General features: G+C 50.6%; 11 protein-coding genes. 9 read left to right on the top strand and 2 right to left on the bottom strand.

Annotated features, from left to right (window positions below):
- Nucleotides 1-154: 154 nt before the first annotated feature.
- The 8 genes from BUC30_RS01740 to BUC30_RS01705 all read left to right on the top strand — a co-directional run bounded on the left by BUC30_RS01740 (nucleotide 155) and on the right by BUC30_RS01705 (nucleotide 9,847).
- Nucleotides 155-1,762 carry a fibro-slime domain-containing protein gene (locus BUC30_RS01740; protein WP_244536433.1) on the top strand — a complete coding sequence of 536 codons (1,608 nt, stop codon included), beginning with the start codon at nucleotides 155-157 and terminating at the stop codon, nucleotides 1,760-1,762.
- Nucleotides 1,763-1,903: 141 nt separating this feature from the next.
- Nucleotides 1,904-2,356, top strand: coding sequence for a ribosome maturation factor RimP (rimP, locus tag BUC30_RS01735; RefSeq protein ID WP_014546932.1), 453 nt, complete (start codon nucleotides 1,904-1,906; stop codon nucleotides 2,354-2,356).
- Nucleotides 2,357-2,369: 13 nt separating this feature from the next.
- Nucleotides 2,370-3,593 (top strand): transcription termination factor NusA, encoded by a 1,224-nt coding sequence (gene nusA / locus BUC30_RS01730; RefSeq protein ID WP_073423246.1) that lies wholly within the window; start codon nucleotides 2,370-2,372, stop codon nucleotides 3,591-3,593.
- Nucleotides 3,594-3,674: 81 nt separating this feature from the next.
- Complete coding sequence (infB, locus tag BUC30_RS01725) at nucleotides 3,675-6,770, top strand: translation initiation factor IF-2 (protein WP_244536432.1); 3,096 nt, start codon at nucleotides 3,675-3,677, stop codon at nucleotides 6,768-6,770.
- Entirely contained in the window at nucleotides 6,770-7,123 is a 354-nt protein-coding gene (gene rbfA / locus BUC30_RS01720) for a 30S ribosome-binding factor RbfA (RefSeq protein WP_014546935.1), read from the top strand. The genes infB and rbfA overlap by 1 nt, the downstream gene beginning before the upstream one ends.
- Nucleotides 7,124-8,068 carry a tRNA pseudouridine(55) synthase TruB gene (truB, locus tag BUC30_RS01715; RefSeq protein WP_073423244.1) on the top strand — a complete coding sequence of 315 codons (945 nt, stop codon included), beginning with the start codon at nucleotides 7,124-7,126 and terminating at the stop codon, nucleotides 8,066-8,068.
- On the top strand, nucleotides 8,069-8,962 hold the full coding sequence (gene ribF / locus BUC30_RS01710) for a riboflavin biosynthesis protein RibF (protein ID WP_073423243.1): 894 nt from the start codon (nucleotides 8,069-8,071) through the stop codon (nucleotides 8,960-8,962).
- 168 nt (nucleotides 8,963-9,130) lie between these two features.
- Nucleotides 9,131-9,847, top strand: a complete 717-nt coding sequence (locus BUC30_RS01705; RefSeq protein ID WP_015732252.1) for a fibrobacter succinogenes major paralogous domain-containing protein — start codon at nucleotides 9,131-9,133, stop codon at nucleotides 9,845-9,847.
- 23 nt (nucleotides 9,848-9,870) lie between these two features.
- Here the strand turns inward: BUC30_RS01705 and BUC30_RS01700 are convergent, their stop codons facing one another.
- Complete coding sequence (locus tag BUC30_RS01700) at nucleotides 9,871-10,419, bottom strand: pyridoxamine 5'-phosphate oxidase family protein (protein ID WP_073423242.1); 549 nt, start codon at nucleotides 10,417-10,419, stop codon at nucleotides 9,871-9,873.
- Nucleotides 10,420-10,477: 58 nt separating this feature from the next.
- A complete protein-coding gene (locus BUC30_RS01695; RefSeq protein WP_073423241.1) occupies nucleotides 10,478-14,440 on the bottom strand; it encodes an SNF2-related protein in 3,963 nt (1,320 codons plus the stop codon).
- Between the two features lie 87 nt (nucleotides 14,441-14,527).
- Between BUC30_RS01695 and BUC30_RS01690 the strand changes: the two genes are divergently transcribed.
- Nucleotides 14,528-16,462, top strand: a complete 1,935-nt coding sequence (locus tag BUC30_RS01690) for an LTA synthase family protein (protein ID WP_244536431.1) — start codon at nucleotides 14,528-14,530, stop codon at nucleotides 16,460-16,462.
- Nucleotides 16,463-16,474 lie beyond the last annotated feature (12 nt).

Here is a 16,474-nt window from a genome sequence, read left to right as displayed (position 1 = left end):
CAACAAGTTTACTTGTTGGCATGACCGAGCTGAGCTATATGCACTCCAACGTAGTGCCATATAGCATATTGGCAAAAAATAATATATTTTAAGAACAAACTTTTATTCGGTGCTAGTGCGATTTTTGTCGCTATAGCTATAGTAAGGAGGAAAAATGAATAGGAATAAAAGAAAGATGGCACTAATTGTGCCTATGATGATGTTTTGCGCCGCTTGCTCAGAAGTTGACCCGGCGCCAGATGATCCCGTTAGTGGATCTCCAGAAAAAACGACCTGCCCTACGGATGGGGCTAGACATCTTGCGAAAGAGGGGAGTAGTGCTGAAATTTCTTCGCTTAATTTAGATGTCGTTATTCGCGATTTTCAGCAGAATCATTCAGATTTTGAAAACTTCTCGGAAGAAACGGTTGAACATCTGGATGATATCTATAGCTATGAGAGTACAACCGGCGCTGCCATGAAAGCTTTTGGTTTTGGTGAAGATTGGTATGCAGCTTCGGTTTATCATAGTTCATGTGGCAATATGTATTCTTTTGAAAAGAATGGTACTGGAATCCAAATTGGCGTAGATGGCTTACCGATGCAGAAAAATCCTGCTTTGCCAGAGTATTTGCAGCAGGTTTCTGCGGGTCCGGTCTTGGAATATGGGGAGTGCTTTCAGGTTGTGAATGTACAATCTGGGATTAAGTTTTTACGCGGCTACATAAATGCTCTTGGTAACGTGAATGGCGATAAGTGCTCTGATGAAAAAAATAATTGGGCAAAACCGGTTGTTTATACACCGGGCATGGTGAATCCTTATTTGCTGTTTAAGAATACAAGCAATGATGGGACCATTGATATGTATGATGTTGCCGTTCAAAAGCTGAATGAACGCTGTGACAATAAGAACTTTGACCAGTGGTTTGTGGATGACCCTACTGTAAACAAGCGCGTCAATATGGTTCTTGAACTTCCGAAGTCCACAGACGAAAGTAATGACTTTGTTTACAATTTTAATTCCAATAATGGAGGGTTCTTCCCGCTAGATAGCGTGAATCCGGTGAATCATGAATGGGTAAGTGCAAAATCTTGTATTGAATTTATCCAGCCGACGGGTTCTTGTGAAGTCTTTGAACCTCAGTCGCTTTCCATTTTCTGTCCGCCTTATGATTATCAGTATGCAAGAACTCAGGAAGATCTGTCTGGTCAGAACACCTATAAGCTTTGTGCAGACTGGTTGAATGCGGGTGGTCCGCGTGCTGTAAATTCTAATGGTACTGGGCATAGCGCCGCCTTGCAGGCCGCAATAGCAAATGGAAAACTTGGTTTGCAACACTTGCGCAATTATGGTTTTACCATGATGGGGTACATGAGTTTCCAGTATAAGGCGTCAAACCAGTTGCCGGAACCAGAAGAACTGAAGTTTGTTAGTAGTGGAGACTTGTGGGTGTTTGTCGATGGTGTTTTGGTGATTGACTTGGGCGGTACGCACATGCCTGCTCCGGGTAGTGTAAAAATACAGACTCTAGCCCAAAATAATCATGGTTGCCATATCGGAGAACCGTTAGCGCAGCATTCGAATTGTGAGGGGGCTTCTGATGTGACGGGCTGGGCGGATGGATCCTTGCACCATTTGCATTTCTTTGTCGCTAACCGTCAGACCGAAATCTCTGATTTCTCGATGTCGCTACCTTCGTCTTTTGCTGTTGATCCTGGAGAAATTGCAGGTTCTGGTGAATCGGGTAAGAAGGGCGATGATGACGAAAATTGCGTTAATTGACGCTAAAGTCATTTAGGAGAGTTGCCTAAGGGCAAAAAAATTTCTCTATTTGGTATGTACTGACGTTCGTGGGTTCAAATTTGGCTTGAACGAGCCGGATTCGGACCCGAATACGAACGCCGTTTATTGTAAGAGGTTTATTTGGTCGCCCAAGAAAAACTGAATTCTCTCATTGCCGATGCATGCAAGTCCGCATCTGTTACGCTTGTGGAAGCTGATGTGTTCCGTGCTGGCAAACGCAAGACATTGCGAATCTTTATCGACAAGCCCGAAGGAGTTACTATCGATGACTGCACGAACGTGAGTCATTTCCTTTCGGATGCGCTGGACCTGGATCCCGAGTTGATCGAGGGCGCTTATACGCTTGAAGTTTCTTCTCCGGGAATAGACCGCCCCCTCAAGTCTATGGCGGATTTTGAACGCAACAAGGGGCGCCTGCTCCGTGTGACACGCTCGACGGGCAAGCCAGTGACTGGTGAACTTTTGAATGCCGACGAAGAAAATCTGACGCTCAAGCTCAAGGGCAATGCCGGCGAAATCGTCATACCGCGGTCCGAAGTGCTTTCGGCCAAGGTCGAAGTAGAAATTAAATAGGAAGGTCAACTATATGAAGAACGAACCGAAAGTAAACTTGCTCGACGTACTCAAGGAAGTCGTTGAAGACAAGAGTGTCGATGATTCCGTGATTTTGGACGCCCTCAAGAAGGCTCTTATTTCTGCGGCCCGCAAGTATCTGCACATCGAAAAGAAGATTAACGTCGATATCGACATGGAAACCAACGAAGTCCATGTGTTCTTGAACGTCGAAGTTGTTGATGACTATCCGGACTACGACCCGAACATGACTGCTGACGAAGTGGCTGAAATGGACGAAGGCTACATGCTCGTCGATGAAGCTCGCGACTTCAACGAAGACGCTCAGGCAGGCGACAGCCTTTATATGGAACTCCCGACCTCCTCCTTTGGTCGTCAGGCAATCCAGACTGCAAAGCAGCTCTTGACCCAGCACATCCGCAGTGCCGAATGCCAGCGCATCATGGACATCTACCGCAGCCGCATCGGTACGATCATCAATGGTACGGTGCTTCGTTTGGAACAACGTAACGTTATCGTCGATCTCGGCAACAAGATTGAAGCTGAACTCCCGGCTCGCGAACAGATCCCGCACGAACGCTTGACTCAGGGCGCTTCTGTGAAGGCTGTGATTGCTCGCGTGGAAGAATCTACGAAGAGCGGTGCTCAGGTTATTTTGTCTAGATCCAACGCTGACTTCCTCAAGGCGCTTCTCCGTCAGGAAGTTCCGGAAATCTACGAAGGCACTGTCGAAATCAAGGCTGTTGCCCGTGACTCCAAGAATCGCCGTGCAAAGATTGCCGTCTATTCTCGTGACGAAAAGATTGACCCGGTTGGCGCTTGCGTCGGTATGAAGGGTGCTCGCGTGCAGACGATTGTCCGCGAACTCGGCAACGAACGTATCGATATCGTTCACTGGGACGAAAACTTCGACGTGTTCGTTCAGCGTTCCTTGGCTCCGGCATCTGTCCTCAAGATGTTCCCGGTTCCGGATACGGACCGTATCGTGATCATCGTGGATGACGAAAACCTCGCACAGGCTATCGGTAAGGGTGGCCAGAACGTGGAACTCGCCGGTCGCTTGGTGGATCGCAAACTTGACGTTCATGGAGAACAGGAATGGTCTCAGATGGACGAAGAAGCCAAGAACAACATCCTCGCTCCGAACTATGAGGATGAAAGAAGAATGAGAGCGAAGCGTTTGGACGAAGACAGAAAGGCAAAGGCCGCAGCTGTCAAGAAGGACGTGAACGCTTAAAAACTTTTGCGCAGGGCAAATAGTTTAACGGAAGAATAAGAAAAGGAATTGAATAGGCTATTCATGACGAATGAATCTCAAATGAAACCTAAGGATTGGGCAGATGCTCATGGATTGAAGGTTGATGTGGTGATGAAGCTGCTCCGCGATGCAGGCGTTGCAGTTCGTACCCATATGTCCAAATTGGATATGGCAGACTTTGCTAAAATCGAGGATGCTGCCGCTGCCGAAAAACAGAAGCAGGATGCCCGCAACAAGAATCTCAAGAGGCCTACCGCTTCTGAATCTGATTCTTCCGCTTCCGCTCCTGCAAAGAAGAAGGAAACGTCGGTTGCGACGAACAGACTTGGCTTGAAGGTGAGCCTCAAGAAAGGCCCGGGTCCCCGCAAGGAGGCTCCGAAGCCTACTGCTAAACCGGAATTGAAATCCACGATTGCAAAGCCCGCTGCTCCGGCTGCTGTAAAACCGGCTGCTCCGGCACCTGCACAAGTTGCACCGAAGCCTGCCGCACCTGCTCCGGCTGCAAAGCCTGCCGCTCCGGCACCGAAGCCGGCTGCCCCGGCTCCAGCACCTGCAGCAGCACCCGCAGCACCTGCTGTTCCGGCTGTTAAGCCCGCCGCTCCCGCACCGGCCCCGGCCCCTCAGGCAAAGCCTGCCGCCCCGGCGCCTGCACAAGCCGCTCCGAAGCCCGCTGCTCCTGCTCCGGCTGCAAAGCCTGCCGCTCCGGCCGTCGCAAAGCCCGCTGCTCCGCAGCCGACTATGATGTCTGCTACGACGGAACTCAAGCAGCCGCCGATGAAGGCTCAGGTCTTCAAGCCCGATGCAGCAATCCTTGCCCGTATCGAAAAGTCTCGCCAGCAGGCTCAGGCCGCTCGCAACAACCATCGCCCGAATGGTGGAAACCGCAATGGCGGCAATGGCCAGGGTTACACGGGTACGTTTGGCCGTCTCTCGAACAACGGCAATGGCGGTAACGATAACCGCAACAATAACAACAATAATCGTCGCCCGAACGGCGGTAACGCTAGCAGCAGTAGCCGCGGCTATACCGGTCGTAACGGTGGTTTCTCCAGCGGTTCCATGCAGGAAGCTTTCAATGCTTCCAACAACAATAACCAGTCTCTCGGTCAGAACAACCAGAACGGTAAGGGCAATGGCAAGGGTCAGAACGGCCGTCATGGCAACGACAAGAACCGCCGTAGCAATACTAAGGACCGTCAGGAAATGCAGAGGGAACAGCAGCAGGAAGCCGTTCGTCAGAACGTTTCCCGCGTGATGGCATCTCTCTCCAAGAACCCGGTCAAGAAAGTTTATCACAAGGAACATTCCGAAAACAACTCGGGTGAAGAAAAGAAGATTCTCAAGACTTCTGACTTCATTACCGTGGGCGAACTCGCAGGTCTCATGGACCAGATGCCGGCACGCGTCATTGCAAAGTGCATGGAAATGGGCATGATGGTGACCATTAATGCTCGCCTTGATTTCGAAACGATCCAGATTTTGGCTGATGAATTCGGTTACGAAGCTCAGCTGATGGAAGAATACGAAGAAGAAGCTCTCGGCATTGAGGAAGAATCTCAGGAAAATCTCCAGCCGCGTCATCCGGTGGTTACCGTCATGGGCCACGTTGACCACGGTAAGACTTCTCTCCTCGACTGGATTCGTAAGACCCACGTGGTGTCCGGCGAATCGGGTGGCATTACGCAGCACATCGGTGCATACGAAGTCACCACCAAGCAGGGCAAGGTTACCTTCCTCGATACTCCGGGTCACGAAGCCTTCAGTGCTATGCGTGCTCGCGGTTCCCAGGTGACCGACGTTATCGTTCTCGTCGTGGCAGCAGACTCCATGGTGATGCCGCAGACGGTTGAATGTATTGAACTTGCAAAGCGCGAAAATGTCCCGATGGTCGTTGCCATTACAAAGATGGACCTCCCGACCGCAAACCCGGACAAGATTCGCGCCCAGCTCGCAGAACGCGGTGTGGAAGTCGAACAGTGGGGCGGTCAGACCAGCTGTATCGAAGTTTCTGCACGTACAGGTCAGGGCATGGATGTCCTCCTCGAAACGCTCGCTCTCGAAGCTGAAATTCTTGAACTTAAGGCCAATCCGGATACGCACGCCCGTGGCGCTGTCGTTGAATCCAAGCTCGACGTGGGTAAGGGTTCCATGGCTACGATTCTCGTGCAGAACGGTACGCTCCATGTGGGTGACCCGTTTGTTTGCGGTATCTACGCTGGCCGTGTCCGTGCCATGTTTAACGAACGCGGTGAACAGATGAAGGAAGCTCCTCCGTCTGCTCCGTGTCAGGTGCTCGGCTTTGACGGTACTCCGCAGGCCGGTGACGAACTTGTCGTGGTGGAAGACGAAAAGACCGCACGTGAAATTGCTTCCAAGCGCCGTATGGCCGCTCGTGAACGCGATCTTCGCGCCCGTAAGACGGTCTCTCTCGAAAACTCCTTCAACGCAAAGAAGGAAGGTACGCTCTCCGAACTCAACCTCATCGTCAAGGCCGACGTGGGTGGTTCTGCAGAAGCTCTTGCCGCTTCCCTCGAAAAGCTTACCAACAAGGAAGTCCGTGTCAACATCATCCGCAAGGGTGTGGGTACGATTACGGAATCCGATATCCTGTTTGCAACGACCGCACAGGCAATCATTATTTCCTTCCACCTTATGCCGTCTCTCGCTGTCCGCGAAATGGCCCAGAAGGAAGGCATCGAAATCCGCAACTACCGCGTGATTTACGACTGCATTGAAGATATTAAGAACGCTGTGGAAGGCCTCCTCAAGCCGATCATGCGCGAAGAACTCGTTGGCGAAGCCGAAATCCGCCAGGTGTTCAAGGTCCCGAAGGTTGGTCTCATCGCTGGCTGTATGGTTACCGATGGCGAAGTCGACCGCACGAGCCATGTCCGCGTTTACCGCAATGGTATCGAACTCGGTACGACCGTGGTTCAGTCCTTGAAGCGTATGAAGGACGACGTCAAGTCTGTCGCTCGTGGCTTCGAGTGCGGTATCGGCCTCAAGGGTTACGACGATATCAAGGAAGGCGACAGCCTCATCTTCTTCAAGGAAGTCAAGGTTGCCCGTACGTTGGAAGACGTTGCCCGCGAAGAAGCTGAAGAAAAGGCAAAGAAGGCTGCTGAAGAAGCTGCCGCAGCGAAGGAAAACGCTTAATGACTCGTAGAACCGATAGATTAGGCGAGCAGTTCCGCGAAGAGATCTCCAAGCTCATCCAGAAGGGCTTGAAGGATCCGCGCGTGAGCACTCTCGCGAGCATTACCCGTGTGGACATTACCGAAGACCTGAGTTATGCAAAGGCCCTCGTCTCGGTGATGGGTTCCGATAAAGAAAAGCGCGATACGCTTGTCGGACTCAACAATTCCGCCGGCTTTATCCGTGGCGTCTTGGGCAAGGCCTTGAAGATTTTCAAGGTTCCGGAGCTCAAGTTCGTTCTTGACGAAAATCTCGAACATGCCATGCACATTGAAGAAATCCTTGCAGAACTGAAGCAGAAAGGGGAACTTTAATTGTCCTCTTCCGGCTTCGTCCTCTTGGACAAAATTGCAGGTGAAACATCTTTTAAGGCCCTTTTCCCTCTGAAAAGGGTCTTTTGTACTAAACGCGTGGGCCACGCGGGTACGCTCGATTTGCGTGCAAGCGGGCTCATTATTGCTGCCACTGGTCGTGCAACGCGCCTTTTGCCCTACATTGAGGCGAAGGACAAGTGCTATACGTTCAGGCTCCACCTTGGCTACGAAACCGACACCCTGGAATGGGACGGGGAAGTCGTGGAACAGGATAAGATGGGTTGTCATCCTGGAGCCGAAGGCGATAGGATCCATACAGTAAACCGTGCGGACCTCGAAGCGGTTTTGCCGCAGTTCATTGGCGACATTGACCAGGTTCCGCCGAATTACTGTGCAGTGAAAATTAACGGCCATCGCGCAAGCGACTTGGCGAATCGTGGTCGTGAGATTGAACTCAAGCCTCGCCGCATTCATATCGAATCGCTCAAAGTCGTGGGCGAGGGGCTTGTGACGGAAGGCTGCACGGGCAAGAGCTTTGCTACGTTTGATTTGGAATGCAACTGCAGCAAGGGAACGTACATCCGTTCGCTCGGGCGTGATTTGGCTCGTGCGCTCGGAACGTGCGGCTGCGTCTCGATGATCCGTCGTCATCGCATTGGTGATGTGACTGTGGATCGTGCTGTTCGCGGGGACGCTCTCACGCCGGAACATTTGCTCCCTGTGGACCAGGTGCTTGATTTCCCGGTTGTCCGCTTGAATGACGACCAGGTGAAAGCAATTCGTTTAGGAAATTGGGTGCCGTGGCGCACTCCTGTTGAAAATTTAAGCACGACGCCAGGGGCGGAAAAGTTTGTCTTTACCGCCGATAAAGATGGCGCTGTGATTGGGCTTGGCGTTTATGACCCGGGCCGCATTTGCCCCAAGTTCTTTTTAGGTGATGATTAAATGAAACGCGCTGTGACAATGGGTAATTTTGATGGATGCCATTTGGGGCATCAGGCGCTTTTTCGCACGCTCAAGGCGGTTGCGGAAGTGAACCATTTGCAGCCGACAGTCATCAGCTTTGAACCCCATTCCAATTATGTTTTGCGTGGGCCGGGCGATCCGCTGCTCCTCACGACGACCGAAGAAAAGCGTGAATTTATCGAAAGCTTTGGCCTCGAATTTTTGGTGCTGCCGTTCACGAGTGAATTGGCTAAACTCCCGTTTGATAAATTTGTCCGCACGGAACTGATTGAAAAGCGTGAAGTCGTTTCGATGTTCTTTGGTCATGACCATTGCTTTGGCGCTGGCGGCAAGGGCAATTACGAGACGATTACCGCTGCGTTCCCGGAACTTTCGACGCAGATGCTTTCGATGGTGTTGCACAAGGGCGAACGCGTGAGCTCTTCTGCGGTGCGCAATGCGCTCTTGAACGGCGATGTGGACCGCGCACAGACATATTTGGGACGCCCGTATCGCTTGTCAGGAACGGTTGTGGTCGGCAAACGCCTTGGACATACGATCGGATTCCCGACGGCTAATGTGCAGATGGAACAGTTCAAGTTCTTGCCGAAAGGCGGCGTGTATGTTGCAAGCGCTAGACTTTCGGATGGTCGCATTTACCGCTCTGTCGTGAACATCGGAACGCAACCGACAACGCCCGGAACGCATAACCTTGCGGTCGAAGCGTATCTGCTTGACTTTAACGAAGACATTTACGGCCAGCATTTAGCGCTGGACTTGCTCGCCTTCTTGCGCCCCGAAAAAAAATTCGCAAGCATCGAAGATTTGGTGCGCCAAATTGGAATGGATGCGGACACCGCCAAGAATTACAACGGAAACCATTGGGCGGAGTAGAGAGTTTTCCATCATGAGCAACTTGTAAATAATCTTTACGAGTTGCCTTTTTTTCACATGTTCCAAAACGGAACATGTGCTATCGTAAAACACATGAGCGAAAATAAAAACTTGACAATGTATCGCTCTTTTTTACATTTAGTAGTGCTTTGGCTAAGGTGTAGTGTTATGACCAAACAAATTTTGTTATTTGCTCCTGTTCTGTTGCTGTGGGCGTGTGGGGATTCTTCGTCAGATTCTGTGGGCACGTCTCCAATTCAGGCTGCGGAAATAATCCCATTCACTGATTCTCGCGATGGGCAGGTCTATAAAACGGTTGTCATCGGTTCGCAGACATGGATGGCCGAAAATCTGAACTACGAAACAAAAGGCAGCTGCTGCGTTAGATGCGCCGAGATGAAGACCGTAAATGTGAACTACGCACCAGGTGGCTACTTCACCCAGAGCTACTGCGCAAAATGCGCCGAGTACGGTGGTCGCCTGTACACGTGGGATGTGGCGACAACGGCTTGCCCTAGTGGTTGGCACCTGCCAAGCCAAGACGAGTGGAGTACCCTATTCAATGCAGTCAAACTCGGCGACCCACTGGCACACATCGATACAAGACTCAAGTCCACAACCGATTGGAATAATTACGGCAATACGGATGATTTCTCGTTTTCGGCGTTGCCTGTTGGCTACAGCGGTATCAGTGTTGGTCCCTATGGCTCGGGCGACTGTTATAATCACGAGGGCACGGGCGACTATGCGTACTTCTGGAGTTCTACAGAGGTCGATAACTTGACTGCGTACTACATGTACTTGTCCAAATACGGTAACGCGGCAATAAGCACATTCGACTTCGGCAAGAGCAGTGGCTTTTCTGTTCGTTGTGTCAAGGACTAAATGTGTAGCGTGCTAGGATTTTTCTAGCACTTTTGTGCCTTGTCGTTTTTCGCTTTTCCGGTAAAGTTAGTGCTCGTTATCTTGAAAACGGTCACGGTGGCGGCTTGTTCGGGTGTGAATTCGAATTGGTGTGGTGAGGCGGATTGCATGGAATGCGTGAAACTTGCGGATTGCGGCGCTTTGGCGGCTTGTCGTTTCATTAGGAGCGAGAGTCCACGGCATTTTTCGGCGATGTCTTCGACGATTTCAGCTTTGCCTTGCCCGACAACGCTTGCATAAAAGCGCCCGCTTTTGCAATAAACGTCTTCGTGAATTTCGATGCGGTTTTCAACGCACATGCTGAATGCGACATTCGGATTTTTGCGGATGCAGTCGAGCTTTTTGCCGACATGTGCACAATGGAAATACAGTTCCAGAACACCGCTGTTAAGGCTGTATCCGAATGACAATGGAATCACGTAGGGCATGCTTGCATTGTCATCGTCCATCAATGCAACATGGCAAGTTGTGCATTGTTCGATAATCTTTGCGATGTTTTCGTCGCCTAAAACTTCTCTGTCCTTGCGCCGCATTTTTCCTCAACTTTTTGCTGTTTGGATTTAAATATAATATAGGCTTCGATTGAAATTTCTACACAATCGTATTGTCCAGGCAGAAGACTTCGGCGAGTTGCTTGTCGTCCATGTCGGCGAGCCATGTTTCGCCGGCGTTCACGGTCAAGTTGGCGATGGCTTTTTTGGTTTCGAGGAGAGAGTTGATTTTCTCTTCGAAGGTGCCTTTGGTAATAAATCGGTGGACTTGGACGTTGCGCTTTTGCCCGATACGGAAGGCGCGGTCGGTGGCTTGCGCTTCGATGGCGGGGTTCCACCACAAATCATAATGGATGACTTGCGAGGCTGCGACGAGGTTGAGTCCGGTGCCACCAGCCTTGAGCGAGAGAATGAGCACTTTGCAGTCTGGATTTTCTTGGAAATCCTGGATCATTTCGGAGCGCTGCGTTTGTGTGCAACCGCCGTGGTAGAAATGCGTGCGGAGGCCGAGTTCGCTTTCGATGGTTGATTTCAGCAGGTTGCCCATTTCGGCGAATTGTGTGAAAATGAGCGTCTTTTCGCCTTGCTCTTGGATGGAGGTGAGAAGGTCCAAGAGCATTTGCATCTTGCCGGATTCGAGCTTATTGGACTTTTGGGGCGCGGCGCTTTCTGTAGGGACTGCCGCGGCGTCTTGTGCTGAGGTTGCGGCGAGGCCTTTCAGGAATGTGGCGGGGTGGTTGCAGATTTGCTTGAGGGCAAGAATCATCTGCAAAATAATGCCCTTGCGCTTGAATAGTGCGTGGGCATCGTTTGCCTTTTCGCTGAGGGCTTGCTCCATCTCAAGCTCTTGCATAAAGTGTTCGAGCGTTTTTTGATAAAGGGCAGCTTGTGAGCGCGTGAGTTCGGCGTATTCGTCCTGGATGATTTTGTCGGGCAAGTCGCTGATGATGCTCTTGTCGGTCTTGAGGCGGCGCAGCATGAACGGTGCTGTGATTTTGCGGAACGTTTCGGCAACGATTTGGTTGCCGTTCTTTTGAATCGGCGTTTCGAACTTTTCTCGGAATTCGCTTGCACTCGGGAAGAACCCGTGGTTCGCAAAATCCATGATGGTCCAGAATTCCATGAGGCGGTTTTCGACCGGGGTGCCGCTCATCGCGATTTTCATCGGGGCGCGCATGCGACGGAGCAATTTACTCTGTTCGCTATCGGCATTTTTGATGTTTTGTGCTTCGTCGATGATAATCGTTTGCCATTCGTGCTTGTCGAGTTCGGCAAAGTCCTTGCGGAACGTGGCATATGTCGTGAGCAATACGTCGGCGCTGAACTTTTGTAGGTCGCGGCGGCCTCCATGGTATGCAAAGAACGTGAGCTCCGGTGCGAACTTCTTGATTTCGACTTGCCAGTTGCAAAGGAGGCCAGCGGGCATTACGACAATGGCTTTTTTCTCCGCAAATTTACCCTCTTGTTTCATCTTGAGGAGGAACGTAATGACTTGTAGCGTCTTGCCAAGGCCCATGTCATCGGCGAGAATGCAACCGAATCCGATTTCCAGATTCTTGTACATCCAGGAGTAGCCGCGCATTTGGTAGGGGCGGAGTGTCGCGTTCAAATTTTCGGGCAACGGAATTTCTGTTTCGGCGCGCCAGGCGTCGAACTGTTGCTTGAAATCGCTCGCCATTTCGACCGGGATGTTGTCGCATTCGCCGGTGAAGCACGCTTGTACGAGTTTGGCTTGCGTGATTTCCGGAGCGGAATCTTCTTCGAGGATTTCGTCTGTGGAGGTCGCGGCGTTTTCCGCGGCATTTTCAGAAGACGTTCCCGCATCATCCCTAGCTGCTTTTTTGCCTTTGCTGTTTTTCGCGGAATCGCTGGACTTTCCTTCAATTTTATCGCGGATGGATTGCAAATCCTGTTCGGTAATTTGCACGTAACTGGACTTGTATTTTAAAAGTCCGTCCGCTTGTTCGGCGAGTTCCAAGAATTCCTTTGCCGAAATGTTTTCATCGCCGATGGCGATTTCCCAATCAAAGTCGAGCAGGTCGCCGGCAGTAAAAGCTCCAAAGCTCATGCTGCCTTGCAAGCGCATCTTGGGCTTTGGCTTACCGATGTTCAACAAATTCTTTGGAATTTCCGTCTGGATGCCGAACAGTTGGAGTTTTTTGAGGCAATCCTGTAAAAAGTCGAGAAGTTCAGCGCCTCGCATCAAAATTGGTTCGCTCGCACGGCGTTCCAAGTATGCATCAAGCGGCTTGAAACCATCGGCAATGCCGTTCAGAACGCTCATAATTGAGAGCAAACGCGAGTCGTTGTTTTCAAAAAGTTCCGAAAGCGGCGTGCGTCTTGCGATATTTCCGGCAGCACTCGCAGCGTCTTCGTCTAGCACAAAAACGTCCAGCGCCACATCTTCATCCATTTCGCTACAGACAAAGAGAATCTGCGTGCGGCAACCAAGGCAAGAATACACCGAGAGCCATTGCTGGATTTTTCCTGGAATGGCATGTGCGTTGTTTGCGAGCTTTCCTGAAACGCTATCGAAAAAGAACGAGAGCAAGTTGCCGTGATTCGTCTTGAGCGGTGTCTTGTATTTGCGCGCGAATTTTAAAAGCTGCGAGATGAACAGCGAAAGAATGTGCTCGGCGGGCTCCGCAATTTCAAAGAAGGCTTCTTCTTTGCTTGTCCACGCGAGTTCTCTCGGGGCGGTGACTTCAAGGTCTGCGACAATGTACAGAATCTCGGGGAGCATTTCGGCGGGGAGCCAGCGCATCTGTGCTACGTCTTTCCCGATCCAGAAAACTTGCGGATAAATCGCTCCGGTGCGCACAAGATAAAATGCCACTTGCAACATCAAGTGTAAATAACGCACGGAGTAATGGTGCCACGAAAAATTCCCGGCGCTGAGACAGCAAAGTGCGCCCATCACGTTTGTGACGGTGAGGTTGCTATTGATGACCTTGTCTGCCATGGACTGCTCAAAATTCCAATGCCATCCGGGCTTGTGGAACAGTCGCAGTTGTTCGTTTTCCATCAGGAACGTCTTTGCGTTATTCACGCGGAACTGTTCCGAGAATGCGTCAAAATTTTCGAAGTCGGTAAAGAACTTATGGCACGATTCTAGTTCGTCGGTAAAACTCTTGCGGAAATTTCCGGCGGGGCAGAACTTCGGGAAGTTCTGTAACATCGCGGGCAGAATGTGCGAGTAGTCTTTCCAGCTCTTGAAATCGAATGTTGGCAGTTGCTTGGGCGGAATGCTGTTTTGCGATTCGCGGCCCGAGCCTTTATATCCACCAAATAGACTTGCGCTCGCGTCTTCTGCGTGAGAAAGTTCGGCGGCGTTTTGGGCCTCGCGTTCATCGCTTTCTCCGGCGCTTCTCGCAACAGCACTATCTGCGCTTTCCCCATTACTTCCTGCGACATTCCCGTTTGCGGATGCATTCCCGACGGCATTTCCCGAAGCTCCCGCAGCATCCGTACTTGCAGCATTCCCAACGAGTCTAGTGGCCTTGCTGAACGACCTCACGAGATTTACTTCGCTGGGCGCTTCCATTTCCATCGCGTCCGGCTTGTAGTCCTTGATAAATTCCAGGTCGAGTCCGTGAATCTTGAAAAGGACGTTAGGCTCTTTGTCTGCCTGTTCTGCGATTTTCAAAAACGTGGCAATGAGGTATTTGCATGGGCGTTCATCGCGGCAGTCGCAACCCATGTTGACTTTGGCGGGGTCATCGAAAAGTTGGAGACCGCTTTTGCTCATCAGGAGTTCAAGCGAAGGGCTAAGCGCCTTGTTGTTCAACGCCAAAAGTTCCGCAGGCTGCTGCTTCAAAAAGTTCACGAAAATTTCGGAAGATTCTTTAGAAAATTTCGGGAAGACGATGTAGTTGTTGTGGAGCCCGCCATTCGGACCCTTTACCACAGAAATCACGCGGTTGTCAACGATATCGATGCTTGTGACTTGACCACGGGTGGCGAACTTGATTCCCTGCAAAATAGCTTGCTCGCTTGCCGTTGCAAGAATCGAGTTTAGCCACTTGTTTGCCCACCATGTCTTACCATAACTTCCAAAATCCATGCGCCCAAATATAGTAAAAACTGCACAAATGAACAAATGAAGTGCGGTGGTTTTTGTTATTATTTATGTGAATTTTTCTGCGTTGGTATGATGATTAAACAGCTTTTCAAAAATCCGTTTATCTTGATTACGTCTGTGGCTTTTTTGTTGCAGACGGTTATGCTTGTCCTGTTCTATGCGTTGCCGGATCCGCTTGGGCTTTCGATGTCCGAAATGTTTGCGGGCAAGACGATTTGGCAGATTTTCATGGCGTACGGCGCTATTCTCGTGATGTCTTCCATCTTCACGTTCCTGAAGAGTCCGCGTGCGCTTGCCGTATTTTACGTATTTTACTTTTTCTTTGCAATCGCCGATTACGAGGTCTTCCGCTTTAATCACCAACGCCTTTCGTATTCGTTTATCCGTACCTATTTCCATATTTCCAATATCACCGATGCTACGACGGTCTCGACGCTTGGTGGCGATGGTTTTGGAACGGTTTTGTGGGTTGGACTTATTTTCCTCATTTTGGCGGGTGGCATCGCATTTTGTGTGACGTATTCCATGCGTCAAAAGCGCATGACGATGGCTCAAATTGCGATTGCACAAAAGCCGAACAAGAGAATTGCAGTCACGATGCTCTCTTCGGGATTGACGCTTTCGCTGATTCCGTTGCTTTTGTTCATTATTGGCGCTCGTGGCGTTACGAATTTCCCGTTTCAAATCGATTGGCGTTTTACGCTCGGAAAGTACACGCTTACGGCTCCGGTGTTGCACATTGCAGGCCTTGAAACTTTTGAATTTTTCCGAGATGGCTATTCCATTACAGATGAACTTATCCAAGATTTGGATGCTTTTTTGCCTGCCGATTTTGCTAGTGCTCGCTCGGACAAAAATTACCCGGGATATCGTGATGCTTCGCAGCACGAATTCAAGGCGACAAGGCCGTATAACATCGTCTTTATTTTCGGTGAATCTTACAAGGGTCGCGTGCTGAACCAGATGCTCGAAGGCGATACTACGATAGCGCCTGCTTTGTGGAAAATGGCGAATGTGGGTGGGCTTTGGTTCAAGAATGCGTTCAGCGGGAGCTACCCGACGGTGCGTGGGACAACTTCGACTTATCTCGGATTCCCGTCACACCCGAACCGCGATGTGCCTGCTTTCTATGCCTCGAATCATTTCAAGGGATTCCAGGAATATCTGACAAATTATCATCGCGCGTATATGACCGTTTCGAATCCGGTGTTTGACCATACGTTGCCTTTTGTGGAACGCTTTTACGGCGATAATTGGCGTGTCGCCGAAGAACCGAAAATTCTGGGAACTTCGGACAGCTTGGGCATGGATTTGGCGATTGAAATGCTTAAGACAATGCCGACGGATAGCGCTTGGTTCTTGGCGGCGAATACGATAGCAACCCACATTCCGTTCTACGGCTACCCGGATAGTTACGCTGCCAAGCCCGAAGACGCGATGGTGCGTTTCAAGAATGCGCTCCGCTATACGGACGAACAGATGGGCAGATTCTTTGAAGCGCTTTACGAACGCCCCGATTTTGACCGCACTGTGGTTGTGGTTCTTGGCGACCACGATACACCTGTCGATTCCATTGATTACAAGGTCCCGCAGCCGCTTGGCGTTGCAGCTGCGCAGATTTTCATGGGCATTTTCTCTGCCGATACGAACTTGTTTAAAGGTCTTGAAATCCGCGAAGATGTGGCATCGCAGCTCGATATAGGCCCTACGATTCTCGATTTGGCGCAAGTCCGCGCTCCGAATCATTTCTGGGGTTACGATTTGCTGACCGAAAAACGCCCGGCAGAACAGCCTGCGCTATTTTACACGCAGAACGCCTATTATCTCGGTTTCCGCGATTCCGTGCTCACGGGCGGTCTCGAATCCGATGAAGTCTATAAAGGCAAGAATGGCAATTTCGAGCTTGTTTCCGATTCGCTTTCGCTTTATTGGAAATCTCGTGCTGTGGGTACGAGCAAAGTTGTGCGTTCGCTTTTGCGTAACGACAACATGTTGCCCCACTAGTCCTGTTTTTAG

Source organism: Fibrobacter sp. UWB7 (genome assembly GCF_900142945.1).
GTDB lineage: Bacteria > Fibrobacterota > Fibrobacteria > Fibrobacterales > Fibrobacteraceae > Fibrobacter.
The sequence above is the reverse complement of the archived record's forward strand: the minus strand, read 5'-3'. Positions and strand labels throughout refer to the sequence as shown.